Here is a 14,253-nt window from a genome sequence, read left to right on the forward strand (position 1 = left end):
CCATGAAAAGACTGATTACAGGGATTGCGCCTATCACCTTTTCCGCAGCCGGCCGGGCGGCATTGCTGACGTCCGTTCTGGGGGCAGGATTTCTGGCTGCCACGGCGGGCGCGAATGCCCAGTCCATCCGTGTCTGGAGCGGTTATCCCGAACTGGCGCCGTTCTACGAACACGTCGCCGAGGGCATGAAGGCTGAGTTCCCCGATATCGAAGTGACTGTCGAGGCGATTGCCCTGCGCGAACATGAACGCCGCGTGGCCCTGGGCATCACTTCCGGCGAATCCGCCGAAGTCCTGGAGCTCGCTACCTCCATTGCCGCCCGCTATCTGGAGAATGACCTTCTCGCCACCCCGCCCGAAAACGTTGCGTCCTTCGTGGCGGATCCAGCCAATTTCGACACCTTCTTTGTCGACTCGGCGAGCTATGGCGGTGCCGTGTTCGGCGTGCCGCTGTTCCGTGGCCAGAGCGCGCTCTACTACAACACCGCCATGCTTGAGGCGGCTGGTCTCGACGGCCCGCCAACCACCATGGAAGAGTATGACACCTATGCCGAGGCGCTTACCCAGCGCGACGGCAGTGGCAATCCGACCGTCTCTGGCTGGAGCCTGCGCCTGTCCGGCGGCGGTGCCGGCATCACCGAGAAGTTCTGGATCAACATGTTCCAGCATGGTGGTCAGGTTCTTGTGCCCGCCGGCGAGGGCTTGTGGAAGGCCGATCTTGCCTCCGACGCTGGCGTTGCTGCTCTCAGCCAGTATCTCGACAATCTCCACACCGCCAAGACGGTGACCGTGGAAATGCCGGCCGATGCCGAAGCCTTCGAGCGTGAGCAGACAGCCATGTTCATCCGCGAATCCTGGGTGATCGGTGATATCGCGTCCAAGGCCCCCGATCTGACCTATGCCAGCACCACGCTCCCGCGCGGTTCCATCGTGAACCCCGTCCAGCTCTATGTGGCTGGTGAAGGTGAGCAGGCCGAAGCGGCCTGGGCTTTCGCCATGGAAACCCAGAAACCGGAAAACCTGCTCTGGCTGCTCGACAATGTCGGCTGGTTGCCCAACCGCGCCGGTCTCGACTATTCGGAAATCCTTGCCTCTACCCCGGCTCTGGAAGCCTTTGTCAGCTATCCCGATAGCTACGAATTCTTTTCGATCCCCGCCATTGGCCCGATTGACGAGATCATGACCCGCACGGCTGCCGGCCTGCAGGCTGCTTTCGGCAATGCCGCGCTCGCCGGCGACGAAGCCGCCATCCGCAGCTATCTGGAAGGCCTCGACAGCGAGATCAATGCGCTGCTGTCGCGTGAAGGCCTGCTGGGCGAATAGTTCTCTCAGTCATAGTGCAGCGTCCGGGGCTTCGTGCTCCGGACGCTTCAGCCAAGGATGACCCATGCTAAAGCGTCGACGTCTAATATTTTCGCTGCTTGCCATAGCGCCCGTCATCGCCATCTTTGCTTACGTGCGGCTGTTCCCCATCGGCGAGATACTGCGCCTCAGCCTGCACAAGTGGGACATTCTCTCCAAGAACAAGCCCTTCATCGGGCTGGCCAATTTCCAGGAACTGTTCGGCGACCGGCTGTTCCATGAAGCCCTGATCAACACCTCGATCATCGCCTTTGGCGTGCTGGTGATTACCGTGCCGCTGGCCATGGTGCTGGCCGCACTGATTTTCTATCGCACGCGCTCGCGCTTCGCGGGCTTCTACGAAACCACCATTTTCATTCCCCATGTCGTGTCCCTGGTGCCAGCCGCCATGGCGTGGAAGTGGATTTTCGACGCGCGTCTGGGGCCGCTCAATGCGCTTCTCTCGGTGTTCGGCATCGAACCACAGGCATGGCTGTTCGACCCGAAGCTGTCGTTGATCAGCGTGATCATCCTTTGTTCCTGGCAGGCCCTGGGTTACGCGGTCCTGATCTATCTGGTTGGCTTCAAGAACCTGCCCAAATCGCTCTATGAGGCGGCCAAGCTCGATGGGGCGTCAGGTTTCCAGTCCTTCTGGCACCTGTCCATTCCGCTGCTCAAGCCCATCTCGCTCTATGTCGGCGTTGCCACGCTGGTGTCTGCCTTCAACGTCTATGCCCAGGTCTATGTGCTGGCGTCCGATGCCCAGGGCGCGCCCGGCCGCCAGGTACGTGTGCTGGTCCTCGACATGCTCGAGAACACCTTCCGCAACTACCGGGTTGGCTACGCAGCGTCCGAGGCGGTGGTGTTGCTGGTCATCGTGCTGATCCTGACCTTCATTCAGTTCTCCCTGCTCCGCGAGAAAGGGGCCCGCAAATGAATGCGCCAGCCAAACCGCTGCCCAGTTCGGGCCAGTTGCGCCGCAAGCGGCAGACTCTGGACTTCCTCGTCGATGCCATCCTGCTGGTCTTCGGCCTGATGATGATCCTGCCGCTGATCCTGCTGGTGGCCAACGCCTTCAAGACCCCGGCCGAAATGCTCAGCTGGCCACCCAGCATCATTCCCGCCAATCCAACGCTGGACAACATCACGGCAGTGCTTTCCGACACTCCGCTCATGCTGTGGATATTCAACAGCTTCGCCTTTGCCGTGCTCTCCGCCATGGCGATTTCCATCACCTCGGCCATCGCCGGCTATCTGCTGGCCAAGTTCCCCTCACGCATCATGAACGTGCTGTTTGCCATCATTCTGGCCACGGCCATCGTTCCGTTTGAAGTCTACATGATCCCGCTTTATTTCCAGGCACAGAGCCTGGGGCTGCTCAACAGTCTGGGTGGATTGCTGCTGGGCTATCTGGTGATGAGCTTCGGTATCTTTCTGGTCCGCCAGAACGTCATCCACTCCATTCCCGACGAACTGCTCGAAGCTGCCCGCATCGATGGCGCCGGCGAGATCTGGATTTTCGTGCGCATCGTGCTGCCGCTGCTGCGCGGCGCGCTTGGTGCCCTCTTCGTGCTCGCCTTCTTCCAGGCCTGGACGGCTTTCGCCTGGCCATTGATCGTCGCGACCACCCAGCCAAGCTACACCATCGAAGTGGGTCTTGCTCTGTTCCAGACCGGGTTCACCGTCGATCTGGGCCGCCTCAGCGCTGCCTCGGCCATCGTGCTGGTGCCCTCGGTCCTGCTCTTCGTCTTGCTGCGCCGCAATTTTGTCGAGGGCGTCGCCAGCTCGGGGCTCAAGGAATGACCAGCAGTTTCTTCACGGAAGCCTCCCGGCGCTACGCCCAAAGCAACGCGCAGACTCTGTCCTGGATGCTCGACCGGCCGCGTCTGCGCGGGGCATTTCTTAACACCAAGCTGAACCCGCTGACCCTGGCTGACTACACGACGGCGGACGGTTGGCGCGGTCCCGAGCACATCTATGGCTGGATCCAGGGAAGGGGGCTTGAGGCCCTCGCCACACACGCTCGAGCCTTCGCCACAGATAGCCCCGAACTGGCCGCGCGCCTGCACAATGCGGCCGCCGACCTGTACACGGCGCTGGACAGCCTGCGCTCCGAGGATGGTCACGCCTATTTCTGTTACGACGCGCAAATGCAGCCGATCCGCTTCGTTGGCGACGTCCCGCTTGCTCAGGATCGTCCGGCCGACATTTTCACCTATTCCGACATTTTCGTCGCCAAGGGTTTGGTCGCCGCAGCGGCTGCCCATGCGCCGGACCAGTTGTCCCGCCATGTGGCCAAGCTCGAAACCATCATCGCCGCTATTGAGGACGGGCGGTTCCAGATGGATGAAAAGCTGCCATTGAACGCGGCAACGTTGGCCAGCGAACCGGCCGATTTCGGACCGCGCATGATCATGCTGAGCGCGGGCGGCCTTTTGCGGCGCGTCGGCATGGCCGAACGCACCGGCTTTGCCGACCGCTTCATCGCCCACGTTATCGACCAGCATTTCGATCCCGGGACGGGGCTGTTGCGCAATGTGCCTGGCCAGGATGCCTGCAATGTTGGTCATGGCATCGAATTTGTCGGCTTTGCGCTCGATCATCTCGGCGCTGACGCCGATCCAGCATTGCTCAGGACACTACAGACCATCCTTGTGTCCTCATTCTCCAGGGGCTTTGCCGGCCCGGGCATCCGCCTTGTTGTATCTGCGGCGACTGGCGCCCCGGCCAGTCCCTATTGCCCCTGGTGGTCCTTGCCAGAGACCATTCGCAGTGCGGCGCTGTGCTACGAACGCAGTGGAGACCCCGCTGTGCTCTCGGTTTGGCAGGCCGCCGATCAGGCTTTTTTTGAACGCTATTGGCGCCCTGAGGCGTCCATTGCTTACCAGTGCCTCACCGACGCGGGACCGATCGACTATGTCCCGGCCACCCCCGACCTCGACCCCGGCTACCACACGGGCCTCAGCCTGCTGGCCGCCATCGAGGTCGTCGCGCGCCTCCCCGATACTTTTGCAGCCGGAGCAGATTGATGGCATCGCTAGAAATCCAGAATGTCCACAAGGCCTTTGGTCCGACCAAGATCATTCGCGATGTCTCGCTCAGTGTTCCGGACGGCGCCTTCGTCGTGCTCGTGGGCCCCTCGGGCTGCGGCAAGTCCACGCTGCTGCGCATGATCGCCGGCCTTGAGGATATTTCGGGCGGAACGATCAGCATCGGCGATCGCGTGATCAATGAGGTCGAGCCCAAGCACCGTGACATTGCCATGGTGTTCCAGAACTATGCGCTCTATCCGCACATGACGGTGGCGGAAAATATGGGTTTCTCGCTGCGTCTGGCGCGTCGCCCGCGCGCCGAGGTCACCGAGCGCATCACCAATGCCGCCCGCATTCTGGGCCTAACCGATTATCTGGAGCGCTACCCCAAGCAGCTCTCGGGCGGCCAGCGTCAGCGTGTTGCCATGGGCCGCGCTATCGTGCGCGATCCCCAGGTCTTCCTGTTCGACGAGCCGCTCAGCAACCTCGACGCCAAGCTGCGCGTGCAGATGCGCGCCGAGCTGATGGAGCTGCACGACCGGCTCAAGACCACCATGGTCTACGTTACCCACGACCAGATCGAGGCCATGACAATGGCCGACATCATCGTGGTGATGCGCGACGGCGTTGTAGAGCAGATCGGTGATCCGCTCGCTCTTTATGATCGTCCCGACAATGTGTTCGTCGCCAGCTTCATCGGCTCACCAGCGATGAACCTGCTCCAGGGAAGCATCAAGGAACAGTCCTTCCGAACGGCGGACGGCGCGTCCTTCCCAGTTAACGCGGCAACTGCAACTGCCGCTGCGGGCAAGTCGGTCATCTACGGCATTCGCCCCGAGCACTTTACGCTTGGCGAGCCGGGCGAGGGGATAGAGGCGACCATTCGCCTTTTCGAACCCACCGGCTCAGAAACCTATATCGCCGCCATGGTAGGCGGTCAGCAGCTTGGCGTGCTGCTGCGGCAGCGCCTGCGCGCCAGTGTCGGCGACACGATCTGGCTGCGGATCGATCCTGCCCAGGTGCATATCTTCGATGCCGCCACCGATCAGCGCATCGCCCCCAGTTGACGATCACCGCGTGCCGGCCCTGCGAGCGTCACGACGCTCGACAGGGTCGGCCGTGGTTCCGGATCAGATCGGGTAGTGGATGGGGCCGTCCTGCACCGTGATCCAGCGCAGCTCGGTGAATTCGGCGATGCCCGCCTTGCCTCCGAAACGCCCATAGCCAGAGGCCTTTACGCCGCCGAATGGCATTTGCGCCTCGTCATGCACGGTGGGACCGTTGACGTGGCAGATGCCGGATTCGATGCGTGCGGCCACGCCCATGGCGCGTGTGATGCCGCGGCCGAACACGGCGGCGGATAGGCCGTACTCGGTGTCGTTGGCAACGCGAACGGCCTCGTCAATGCTGCCGACGCGGATCACCGCAACCACCGGGCCAAAGGACTCGTCGCGATAGAGCTTCATGCCCGGCGTGACGCCATCGACCACCGTCGCCTGCATGATGGTGCCGTCGATGCCGCCACCGGCCACGATGCGCGCGCCCTTTGCCACCGCATCCTTGACCAGCGCATCGATGCGCTGGGCCGCGCTGATGTCCACAAGGCATCCGAGTGGCGTATTGCCTTCGCGCGGGTCGCCGGCTGTCAGCGATGAGGCCTTGGCGGCAAGCGCCGCGACGAATTCATCCGCAATCTTGTCGTCGACCACGATGCGTTCGGTCGACATGCAGATCTGGCCCTGGTTCATATAGGCGCCGAAGGCTGCCGCCGCCACGGCCTGTTCGAGATCGGCATCGTCGAGCACGACGAGCGGTGCCTTGCCGCCCAGCTCCAGCAGAGCGGGCTTGAGATTGCGGGCGGACAGTTCGGCAATGTGCCGGCCGACCCGCGTCGAACCGGTGAAGTTGACGCGGCGGATGGCCTTGTGGGCAATCAGCGCCTCGACCAGTTCAGGCGCATCTTCCTGCGCGTTGGAGACCACGTTGAGCACGCCGGGCGGCAGGCCGGCCTCGAACAGGGCATCGGCGATCAGCCGGTGCGTGCGCGGGCAGATTTCGCTCGATTTGAACACCACGGTGTTGCCGCAGGCCAGCGGGGTGGCAAGGGAGCGGACGCCCAGGATGACTGGGGCATTCCAGGGCGCAATGGACAGCACGACGCCCGCGGCCTGGCGCACGCCATAGGCCGTCGAGCCGGGGCGGTTGGTCGGGATGATCTCGCCGGTAATCTGGGTGGTCAGCGACGCCGCCTCGCGCAGCATTTCGGCGGCGAGCATCACGTTGAAGCCGGCCCAGCCGGCCGTTGCGCCGGTTTCGGCGCCCATCGCGGCAATGAAGTCATCGGTGCGGGCCTGGAGGCGATCGGCCGCGGCCAGCAGGATCTTGCGGCGGAGGGCGGGTGCGGTCTTGCTCCACGCCGGGAAGGCAGCGGCCGCCGCGTCGGCGGCGCGCAGCGCGTCATCGATGGTGGCCGCCGCGGCGCGGGTGGCCAATTGGCCGGTCATGGGATTGTTGCGCTCGAAGGTGCCGCCGCCAGTGGCTTCGGATTCCTCGTTGTTGATGAGCAGGCCGAGATCGGTCATGGGGAAACTCCATTCGAAAGAGGGGTGGGTGGCGTGCTTGCGCCGAGAAAGGCTTCTTGCACCGCCGGATCGCTGCGCAGCGCGTCGGCCGTGCCCGTCCCGGTGATGCGACCGGCTTCCATGAGGTAGCCGCGATGCGCAATGGCGAGGCTTGCCTTGACGTTCTGCTCCACGACGAGCAGCGCAATACCAGTTTCCCGGATGCGGCCCAATGCGGCGAAGAGTTCGCTTGTGACAATCGGCGCCAGGCCCAGGCTGGGCTCGTCGAGCATCAGCAGGCGCGGGCAGCTCATCAGGGCGCGGCCGATCGCCAGCATCTGCTGCTCGCCGCCCGACATTGTACGGGCAATCTGCTTCTGTCGCTCGCCGAGGCGCGGGAAAAGGTCGAGCACCAGATCGCGCTGACGGATTTCGTGTGGCCTGGCGTGACGGGTATAGGCGCCAAGCTCAAGGTTTTCGGCGACTGTGAGATCGCCAAAGATGCCGCGGCCTTCCGGAACCAGCGCTATGCCCTGTTCGAGGTATCTATGCGCCGGCATGCCGATGAGATCGGTGCCGTCGAGGCTGTTGCGTGCGCCCGGGACAGGCCGCACCAGCCCGGCAATGGCCTTGAGCAGGCTCGATTTGCCCGCGCCATTGGCCCCGAGCACGACGACCGTCTCGCCCGCCCCGACCTCGACAGCCACGTCATCGAGCGCCAGGTGCTTGCCATAATAGAGCGAAATCGGACCGGCGCTAAGCATGGTCTTCCCCCAGATAGGCGCGGATGACTTCGCCATCGGCCAGCACATCGGCAGTGGGGCCGTCGGCAATCTTGCCACCGGCATTCATGACGATGCAGCGGCTGCAAAGGGCGCGCACGGCGTCCATCACATGCTCGACCAGCAGAATGGTGATGCCGCGATCGCGCAGCGAGGTGATGAGATCGATTCCGGCGCGGAGTTCGGTCGGGTTGAGCCCCGCGAGCCACTCATCGAGCAGCAGCAGGCTGGGCTCGCTTGCCAGGGCTCGGGCCAGTTCCATGCGCTTGAGGTCGATATAGGTAAGGCTGTCGGCGGGTTGCCCGGCACGTCCGGCCAGCCCGACGTCGGATAGCAGGTCGTTGATGCGGCTCTCGGCTGCCTTGCCCCACACGGGTTCCCTGCGGAAAGCCAGCGCCGCCAGCACATTCTCGCCCACGCTGAGCGAGGGCAGGGCGCGCACCAGCTGGAAGGTGCGGGCGACGCCCCGATGGGCGATACGCTCGGGTCCCAGCCCACTGATCGTGTCACCGCCCAGTGCGATGGTGCCCTCGCTGACGGGCAGATACCCCGAAATCATGTTGAGCGCCGTCGTCTTCCCCGAGCCATTGGGACCGAGCAGCCCGACGGTCTCACCCTCGCGCAGATCGAAGCTGAGCCCGTTGACGGCGGTCAGGCCGCCGAAACGCTTGGTGACGCCTTTGAGCGAGAGGAGGGTCATGCGCGCGCCTCCTTGCGGGTCATGCGGGCCCAGAGGCTTTCACCAGCCGCCAGCACGCCATTGGGCAGCACGAAGACGATGGCGATGAACAGCAGGCCCAGGATGATCGAATAATGGTTGGGGAAGTTGGCGCTCAGCCACTCGAACAGCAGGAACAGCGGGATGGCGCCGAGCAGCGGCCCGAACAGCCGGTTGGGCCCGCCCAGCAGGGCCATGATGACGACAAGGAAGCTGGTGGTCGGATTGAACACGATGGATGGCTCGATATAGGTCCAGCGTGGCGCCTGGATGGCGCCGGCCAGCGTCATGATCACGCAGGAGATGGAAAACAGCGTCAGCTTGGTGCGGGTGATGCGGATGCCGAGATGGCTGGCCACCACCGGATCATCGCCGATGACCCGCAGCGCAAGCCCGATACGCGACTGGCGCACCCAGAAGGCAATGCCCAGCGTCGCCGCCAGCAGCGCCAGCAATTGCCAATAGATATGTTCCGGTCCCAGCGGCAGGAAGACATACCGGCCGAGCGTGCGGGTGACGTTGACCTCGTAATAGGTCACCAGCTGGCGCACCAGTTCGGTCAGGCCAAAGGTGAAGATCACGAAATAGATGCCGGCCAGCCGCAGCGTAGCGAGCCCGACGATCAGGGCCACGATGAGGCCTATGATGGCCGCCACGAGCAGGACCACGGGGTAGGGCAGCGTCTCGCTGAGCACGGCAACCGTGTAGGCGCCCAGCCCGAAGAAGGCGACGGTGGCAAGCGAAATGTAGCGGGTGGGGCCGGAGAACATGGCCCAGGCCGTGGCGAGAACGCCATAGCCGAGGATACCGATCATCAGGCCGAGCGGGTAGGGGCCGGCGAAGCTGGGCACGAAGGCGAGTGCCGTGAGAGCGATAAGGGCAAGGACGAGTTTCATCGCGCGGCCTTTCCGAACAGGCCCTGCGGGCGAACGACAAGCACGGCGAGGAAGATCAGATAGGTGGCGGCCAGCGTCAGGCCGGGGTCGATGAAGCTGGCGACCAGCGTCTCGACGAGCCCCAGGATCAGCCCGGCCGCCAGTGCCCCCATCAGATTGCCGACCCCGCCCATGATGACCACGATCAGCGCCTTCATGGTGAAGATTACGCCCATCGTGGCCGAGAAGGTCAGGTACATCGAAACCACGACCCCACCCGCCGCTGCCAGCGCCCCGCCAATGGCGAAGGCGAACCGCGCGACGCTGTCGACATTGATGCCGACCAGCGGCGCGGAGGCCGGATTGGCAGCAACGGCGCGGATCACGGTACCGAAGCGCGTGCGGGTCAGCACCAGCCACAGGCCAAGCCCGAAGGTGATGGCCAGCCCGAAAGCCAGCAGGCGATTGGCGGCAATAGTGGTGCCCAGGATATCGATCGGCACGGCGAGATAGCTGTAGCTCATGAATCCCGAGCCGAAGATCACCAGCGCCACGCCCTGGATGACGAAGAGCAGCCCGAAGGTGGCAAGGATCGAGTCGCCTTCGAGTCGACCGCGATCCCGCGACCGACGGGCCAGCGGCTGCAGCATCACGGCATAGATCAGCCAGCTCAGCGCAAAGCCGGCAGGAATGACGATCAGCATGCCCAGCAATGGATTGATGCCGAGCGCCGTGAACAGCACGAAGGCACCGAAGCTGGCGGCGATGATGATGTCGCCATAGGCCAGGTTCATGATGCGCGCGACGCCATATTGCAGCGTCAGGCCCATCGCCACGAGGGCATAGGTGCCCCCGAGGACGAGGCCGGTGAGGATGGCGCTGAAGAGCATGGACGCTCCTGTTGGTGGGTTTGGTGATGGGGAAAGAGACCCCCACCCACCCTCCCCCTGTCAGGGGGAGGGGCAGATCGTGTATGGGGCGGCATTTCGCCTATGCACCGGCCGGCTCCTCCCCCTTCAGGGGGAGGGTGGGTGGGGGTGCTTCTAAGCCGCCGGAACCCAGGCCGGCTTTGGCACCACCGGCTCGCGACTGCCGACGCGTTCGGTGTGCGCCAGGCCGACGAACTTGCCGTCCTGCCACTGGCCCACCGTCCAGAGCGAGCGCAACTGGTTGTCGACCAGCTTCACCTTGCCGATGATGGTATCGAATTCGCCGCTGGAGATTTCGGCGGAGATGGCCTCACGGTCTATGTCACCCACCCGCTCGATCGCCTGCTGCAGGATTTCGAGGCTCGCATAGGTGATGGCGCTGGCCCAGCTGTCGGGCGCCTGGCCGTTGAGCGCGGTGTGCCGTTCGAAGTATGCGGCAAGGGCCTCGCTGTCGGGGTCTATGCCGCCGACGCCCATGACGCCGTTGTGGTTCGGCCCGGCAATCCCCGGATAGATCGGGAAGGCGGTGCCGACACCAAGGTAGAAAACCTTGGGGCTGAAATTGGCGACCACCGACTGCTGGGTCAGCGCAAACGTGTCGGGCGGATAGGAGAAGGCGACGAAGGTATCGACACCCAGCCCCGCAACCTCGTTGATGATCGGGGCGAAGTCCGACGTGCCAAGCGGATAGGTCTTGTCATAGACCAGCTCGAACCCGGCCTCGGTGAAGGCGGGCGTTGCGGCCTTGGAGAGGTCGATGCCGAAGCCGTCGGCGACCGAGGCGATGGCAACCTTGTTGTTGATCGTGCCGGCGTCGCGCTGCTTGACCAGCAGCGCCACCAGAGCCTCGGCATAGTCGTGTCCGCCACCCAGCATCCAGAAGCTGTGCTTCCAGCGCTTGGCGAGGTCAGGTGCCATGTCGGTGACGGCGGTGCCGGCCAGCTGGGGATAGCCGAAGCGGTCGAAGGTAGGTCCGGAAGCCAGGTTGGCGCCGGTCCCCCAGGTCGGCAGGATCAGGTCGACATTGTCCTGCGTGGCGAGGCGCTCGACAGCGCGCACAGTCTCCTCGGCCGTCGAGCGGTCGTCATACTCGGTCACTTCGAGCGGCAGGGTGACGCCGAGCTTGGAGAGCGTGATGCCGCCCGCCTTGTTCACGTCATCGACCCACAGCAGGTAGTTGGGCGTCGTCGAGATCCCGGCACCCGCTGCATTGCGGCCGGTCTTGGAAATGGCGTAGCCGATACGGATGGCCGTGCGGTCCTGTGCGAGGACCGGTAGCCCCGACAGGGCCGTGGCCAGGGCGCTGACGCCCATGCCCTGCAAGACGGTTCTGCGGCTGATAGTGGTCATGTTTCCTCCTCCTGCCCGTCACATGCGGGCGCTCCCGTATGCGGTTCCGGCGCGACCTTCTCGGGTCGTTTTAGCGTCCGGCTCCGTGCTTGCCTGAACGGTAGAGCCCCCCGTGATCGACGAAAATAGACATTACAGAGAGATAAATGTACTTTACGGGCAAATTTGGAGGTCTAAGCGCAGTATGGACCAGCAGACCACGCCATTGCCGGGCCCCGGTCTCGCGCAGGACGTTGAGGTGGCCGACATCGCCGGATCCCAGTCCCCGGTCGAGTGGGACTTCTCCGCGGCAAAAGCCAGGCTTGGCGCGCATGGATTCGTGCTGGCTTCTGGGCGCGGCGAGGTACGGATCGGCACCACGATCGGCACTGTCGAGGCACCCTGCGTCATCTGGCTGCCCAGTGGCATCCTGGGCAGTGTGCGGCTCGATGCGGGCGCGCGGGGACTGGCGATGACGGTGTCCGATGCTGCGCTGGGGCGCGTCGTTCCGGCCAGTTCGATTGCCGGGCCGCTGCGGCAGGCCATCGACCGGCCGCTGCTCGGCATCCGCATCGATGCTGCGACGGCGCGGGCCGCGATCCATGATCTTGAAGACATGCGCCGCGAAACACTCGAGGATTTGCCCGGCATGCGCGAAGCAGTCATGAGCCGGCTTTGCCTCGTGCTGATCGCCTTCTGGCGGCTGGGCGGGGTAGCGACGCAGCAGCAGGCCTCGCCGCGCGTGCTGGTGCAGGGCTTCATACAACTGGTGGAACTCAATGCCCGCGCGCAGTGGCGCGTGTCAGACTATGCCCGGGCCATGGGTATTTCCACCGACCGGCTGACCTCGGCGATCCGCCGCGCCACCGGTCAGTCCCCGCTGGAACTAGTGCATCGCCGGTTGCTGGAGGATGCCGAGAGCCTGCTGGAGCGCTCCGCACTGCAGGTCAGCGAGATTGCCGATGCCCTGGGTTTCCGCGACGCCGGCTACTTCAACCGCTTCTTCTCCCGGCTCAAGGGCATCTCCCCCGGACGCTACCGCCAGCAGATGCAGCGGCTGCGGGCAGGGCGCGACGGCTCCTATGCGGCCTGGCCGTGAACACGACCCTTCGCGTTGCTCGGCACGCCAGCGCACGCTCTAGCGTTGCTGTAAAGCGTCACCGTCTCTTCAACCCCGGCTTTGCTGGTGTGGGTGACACGCGCTCTCAGCCGCGTCGTGTCCCCGATCGTATGCAAATCCTCCTGCAGCACCTTGAGCGCAGCCGCCTGGGGCGAACTCGCCAGAACCTTGCAGACTTCGGATTGCTGGGGCCGACCTTCAGGATCGGTATTGTAGGATTCGACCGTATATTCAGTCTGCGGCGGATAACTCATCGTCACTCCAGAGCGCCATTGTTGCACGCGTGCCAGCAATGGCTATTTGCGAAGGATCGTTCGGCGCATTCACGCGTTGTCCCGTTCTGAGGGGACAATCTATCACGACGGACCGGACAGCACTGCTTGTCATTGACGACAAGACGGCAAGATTGCTTGATTCGGGATTGTCTATTTGTGCCGACAGTTCATAAGCGTTCCAGCTCGATGGACGCCTTGAGCCAAAACCTCGAACCTGGGCAACCAATATGTTTGCCCGGCTTTCCGGCCGGAATGCATATCGGAGACCTTATGCCAGCACCTGTTGAGACATCGCAGCCATCCCTCTGGGAGGCCAAGAATCTTGTCCGCGCCGTTGAGGCGGCTGGGGTCGCCCTCTGGTCATGGAACGTCGATACCGACGCATTGACCATGGACAAGCAGGCCCACGACCTGTGGGGGCTGGATCAGGGGAGCAGCGTCAACTTCGAAGACCTGTCGGACCATATCCATCCCGCCGACCGCGATAGGGTCAGGGCGGCTTTCACGGCGACGCGGGCGATTCTCGGTCCCTATGAAATCGACTTCCGCATCATGGTGGGTGACGAACTCCGGTGGGTCTCTGCCCGCGGCAAGGGGGACGACGAGGGGATCGTCGAGCGCGTCATGTTCGGCGTCTTCCTCGATGTGACCGGACGCTAGCAGGCCGAGGAAGGCCGCGAACTGCTTGCTGGCGAGATGAGCCACCGCGTCAAGAACCTGCTCGCGATCGCTGCGGGTCTGACCGCCATCACCTCCCGTTCCACCTCCACGGTCAACGACATGGCCCGGGAACTCACGCTGAGGCTGACCGCACTGGGCCGCGCCCATGACCTGGTCCGGCCCTTGCCCGGACAGACATCGGCAGCTGCCGCACTCTTGGGCGATCTGCTCTCCGTCCTGCTTGCGCCCTACGACGACATGGGCGCGTTCAGCGGGCGCATCCGCGTCTCGGTTCCACGCATGGTGGTTGGCGAAAATGCAACCACCACGCTGGCGCTAATCGTCCACGAGCTGGCCACGAACTCCCTCAAATATGGGGCGCTCTCATCCTCGACCGGCCTGGTCGATGTCTCCTGTTCCGCCCGCGACGAAGCGGTCACTGTCGTCTGGACCGAGCGAGGCGGCCCGCCCGTCGTGCCGTCCACCGCGCCCGCCGGCTACGGCACCAAGCTCGTCGAGCGCAGCATTGCCAGCTCGCTGCGCGGATCCATTCACTATGACTGGATGGAGGATGGCCTCATCGTCACCCTGAAGGTCGATCCGGATCGTCTCGCCGCCTGACCTGGCCCGCA

General features: G+C 64.0%; 13 protein-coding genes and 1 pseudogene. 7 read left to right on the plus strand and 7 right to left on the minus strand.

Going from position 1 to position 14,253, the window contains the following annotated elements; translation table 11 throughout:
- Positions 1-2: 2 nt before the first annotated feature.
- From ACLI1C_RS08860 to ACLI1C_RS08880, 5 genes are all read left to right on the plus strand, one after another.
- Complete coding sequence (locus tag ACLI1C_RS08860) at positions 3-1,322, plus strand: ABC transporter substrate-binding protein (protein WP_411396499.1); 1,320 nt, start codon at positions 3-5, stop codon at positions 1,320-1,322.
- A gap of 64 nt (positions 1,323-1,386) precedes the next feature.
- Positions 1,387-2,277 (plus strand): carbohydrate ABC transporter permease, encoded by an 891-nt coding sequence (locus tag ACLI1C_RS08865; RefSeq protein ID WP_411396500.1) that lies wholly within the window; start codon positions 1,387-1,389, stop codon positions 2,275-2,277.
- Complete coding sequence (locus ACLI1C_RS08870; protein WP_411396501.1) at positions 2,274-3,143, plus strand: carbohydrate ABC transporter permease; 870 nt, start codon at positions 2,274-2,276, stop codon at positions 3,141-3,143. The genes ACLI1C_RS08865 and ACLI1C_RS08870 overlap by 4 nt, the downstream gene beginning before the upstream one ends.
- On the plus strand, positions 3,140-4,369 hold the full coding sequence (locus ACLI1C_RS08875) for a hypothetical protein (protein ID WP_411396502.1): 1,230 nt from the start codon (positions 3,140-3,142) through the stop codon (positions 4,367-4,369). The genes ACLI1C_RS08870 and ACLI1C_RS08875 overlap by 4 nt, the downstream gene beginning before the upstream one ends.
- Positions 4,369-5,439: an ABC transporter ATP-binding protein gene (locus tag ACLI1C_RS08880; protein ID WP_411396503.1), complete on the plus strand. Its 1,071-nt coding sequence runs from the start codon at positions 4,369-4,371 to the stop codon at positions 5,437-5,439. Before ACLI1C_RS08875 ends, ACLI1C_RS08880 begins: the two co-directional genes overlap by 1 nt.
- A 63-nt stretch (positions 5,440-5,502) precedes the next feature.
- Here ACLI1C_RS08880 and ACLI1C_RS08885 read toward each other — a convergent pair whose 3' ends face one another.
- From ACLI1C_RS08885 to ACLI1C_RS08910, 6 genes are all read right to left on the minus strand, one after another.
- A complete protein-coding gene (locus tag ACLI1C_RS08885) occupies positions 5,503-6,954 on the minus strand; it encodes an aldehyde dehydrogenase (protein ID WP_411396504.1) in 1,452 nt (483 codons plus the stop codon).
- Positions 6,951-7,697, minus strand: coding sequence for an ABC transporter ATP-binding protein (locus ACLI1C_RS08890; protein ID WP_411396505.1), 747 nt, complete (start codon positions 7,695-7,697; stop codon positions 6,951-6,953). Before ACLI1C_RS08890 ends, ACLI1C_RS08885 begins: the two co-directional genes overlap by 4 nt.
- Positions 7,690-8,415, minus strand: coding sequence for an ABC transporter ATP-binding protein (locus ACLI1C_RS08895; protein ID WP_411396506.1), 726 nt, complete (start codon positions 8,413-8,415; stop codon positions 7,690-7,692). The genes ACLI1C_RS08890 and ACLI1C_RS08895 overlap by 8 nt, the downstream gene beginning before the upstream one ends.
- Positions 8,412-9,329, minus strand: a complete 918-nt coding sequence (locus ACLI1C_RS08900) for a branched-chain amino acid ABC transporter permease (protein WP_411396507.1) — start codon at positions 9,327-9,329, stop codon at positions 8,412-8,414. The genes ACLI1C_RS08895 and ACLI1C_RS08900 overlap by 4 nt, the downstream gene beginning before the upstream one ends.
- On the minus strand, positions 9,326-10,198 hold the full coding sequence (locus tag ACLI1C_RS08905) for a branched-chain amino acid ABC transporter permease (RefSeq protein WP_411396508.1): 873 nt from the start codon (positions 10,196-10,198) through the stop codon (positions 9,326-9,328). The genes ACLI1C_RS08900 and ACLI1C_RS08905 overlap by 4 nt, the downstream gene beginning before the upstream one ends.
- A gap of 153 nt (positions 10,199-10,351) precedes the next feature.
- Positions 10,352-11,587, minus strand: coding sequence for an amino acid ABC transporter substrate-binding protein (locus ACLI1C_RS08910; RefSeq protein ID WP_411396509.1), 1,236 nt, complete (start codon positions 11,585-11,587; stop codon positions 10,352-10,354).
- A 184-nt stretch (positions 11,588-11,771) separates the two neighbouring features.
- On the opposite strand from ACLI1C_RS08910, the gene ACLI1C_RS08915 reads away from it, so the two are divergent.
- The gene (locus tag ACLI1C_RS08915; RefSeq protein WP_411396510.1) at positions 11,772-12,665 is read left to right on the plus strand and encodes an AraC family transcriptional regulator; all 894 of its coding nucleotides are present in this window, start codon (positions 11,772-11,774) and stop codon (positions 12,663-12,665) included.
- Here the strand turns inward: ACLI1C_RS08915 and ACLI1C_RS08920 are convergent.
- Complete coding sequence (locus ACLI1C_RS08920) at positions 12,647-12,940, minus strand: hypothetical protein (RefSeq protein WP_411396511.1); 294 nt, start codon at positions 12,938-12,940, stop codon at positions 12,647-12,649. The two genes, ACLI1C_RS08915 and ACLI1C_RS08920, sit on opposite strands and share 19 nt — an antisense overlap.
- A 291-nt stretch (positions 12,941-13,231) precedes the next feature.
- Between ACLI1C_RS08920 and ACLI1C_RS08925 the strand changes: the two are divergent.
- Positions 13,232-14,242 (plus strand): annotated as a pseudogene (locus ACLI1C_RS08925) (sensor histidine kinase).
- Positions 14,243-14,253 lie beyond the last annotated feature (11 nt).

This window comes from Devosia sp. XGJD_8 (assembly GCF_046614475.1).
In the GTDB taxonomy this organism is placed as follows: domain Bacteria; phylum Pseudomonadota; class Alphaproteobacteria; order Rhizobiales; family Devosiaceae; genus Devosia.

What these genes read in the sequence shown, in the direction of transcription:
- ACLI1C_RS08860 (WP_411396499.1), top strand. Translation starts at nt 3, where the DNA reads ATGAAAAGACTGATTACAGGGATTGCGCCTATCACCTTTTCCGCAGCC.
- ACLI1C_RS08865 (WP_411396500.1), top strand. Translation starts at nt 1,387, where the DNA reads ATGCTAAAGCGTCGACGTCTAATATTTTCGCTGCTTGCCATAGCGCCC.
- ACLI1C_RS08870 (WP_411396501.1), top strand. Translation starts at nt 2,274, where the DNA reads ATGAATGCGCCAGCCAAACCGCTGCCCAGTTCGGGCCAGTTGCGCCGC.
- ACLI1C_RS08875 (WP_411396502.1), top strand. Translation starts at nt 3,140, where the DNA reads ATGACCAGCAGTTTCTTCACGGAAGCCTCCCGGCGCTACGCCCAAAGC.
- ACLI1C_RS08880 (WP_411396503.1), top strand. Translation starts at nt 4,369, where the DNA reads ATGGCATCGCTAGAAATCCAGAATGTCCACAAGGCCTTTGGTCCGACC.
- ACLI1C_RS08885 (WP_411396504.1), bottom strand. Translation starts at nt 6,954, where the DNA reads ATGACCGATCTCGGCCTGCTCATCAACAACGAGGAATCCGAAGCCACT.
- ACLI1C_RS08890 (WP_411396505.1), bottom strand. Translation starts at nt 7,697, where the DNA reads ATGCTTAGCGCCGGTCCGATTTCGCTCTATTATGGCAAGCACCTGGCG.
- ACLI1C_RS08895 (WP_411396506.1), bottom strand. Translation starts at nt 8,415, where the DNA reads ATGACCCTCCTCTCGCTCAAAGGCGTCACCAAGCGTTTCGGCGGCCTG.
- ACLI1C_RS08900 (WP_411396507.1), bottom strand. Translation starts at nt 9,329, where the DNA reads ATGAAACTCGTCCTTGCCCTTATCGCTCTCACGGCACTCGCCTTCGTG.
- ACLI1C_RS08905 (WP_411396508.1), bottom strand. Translation starts at nt 10,198, where the DNA reads ATGCTCTTCAGCGCCATCCTCACCGGCCTCGTCCTCGGGGGCACCTAT.
- ACLI1C_RS08910 (WP_411396509.1), bottom strand. Translation starts at nt 11,587, where the DNA reads ATGACCACTATCAGCCGCAGAACCGTCTTGCAGGGCATGGGCGTCAGC.
- ACLI1C_RS08915 (WP_411396510.1), top strand. Translation starts at nt 11,772, where the DNA reads ATGGACCAGCAGACCACGCCATTGCCGGGCCCCGGTCTCGCGCAGGAC.
- ACLI1C_RS08920 (WP_411396511.1), bottom strand. Translation starts at nt 12,940, where the DNA reads ATGAGTTATCCGCCGCAGACTGAATATACGGTCGAATCCTACAATACC.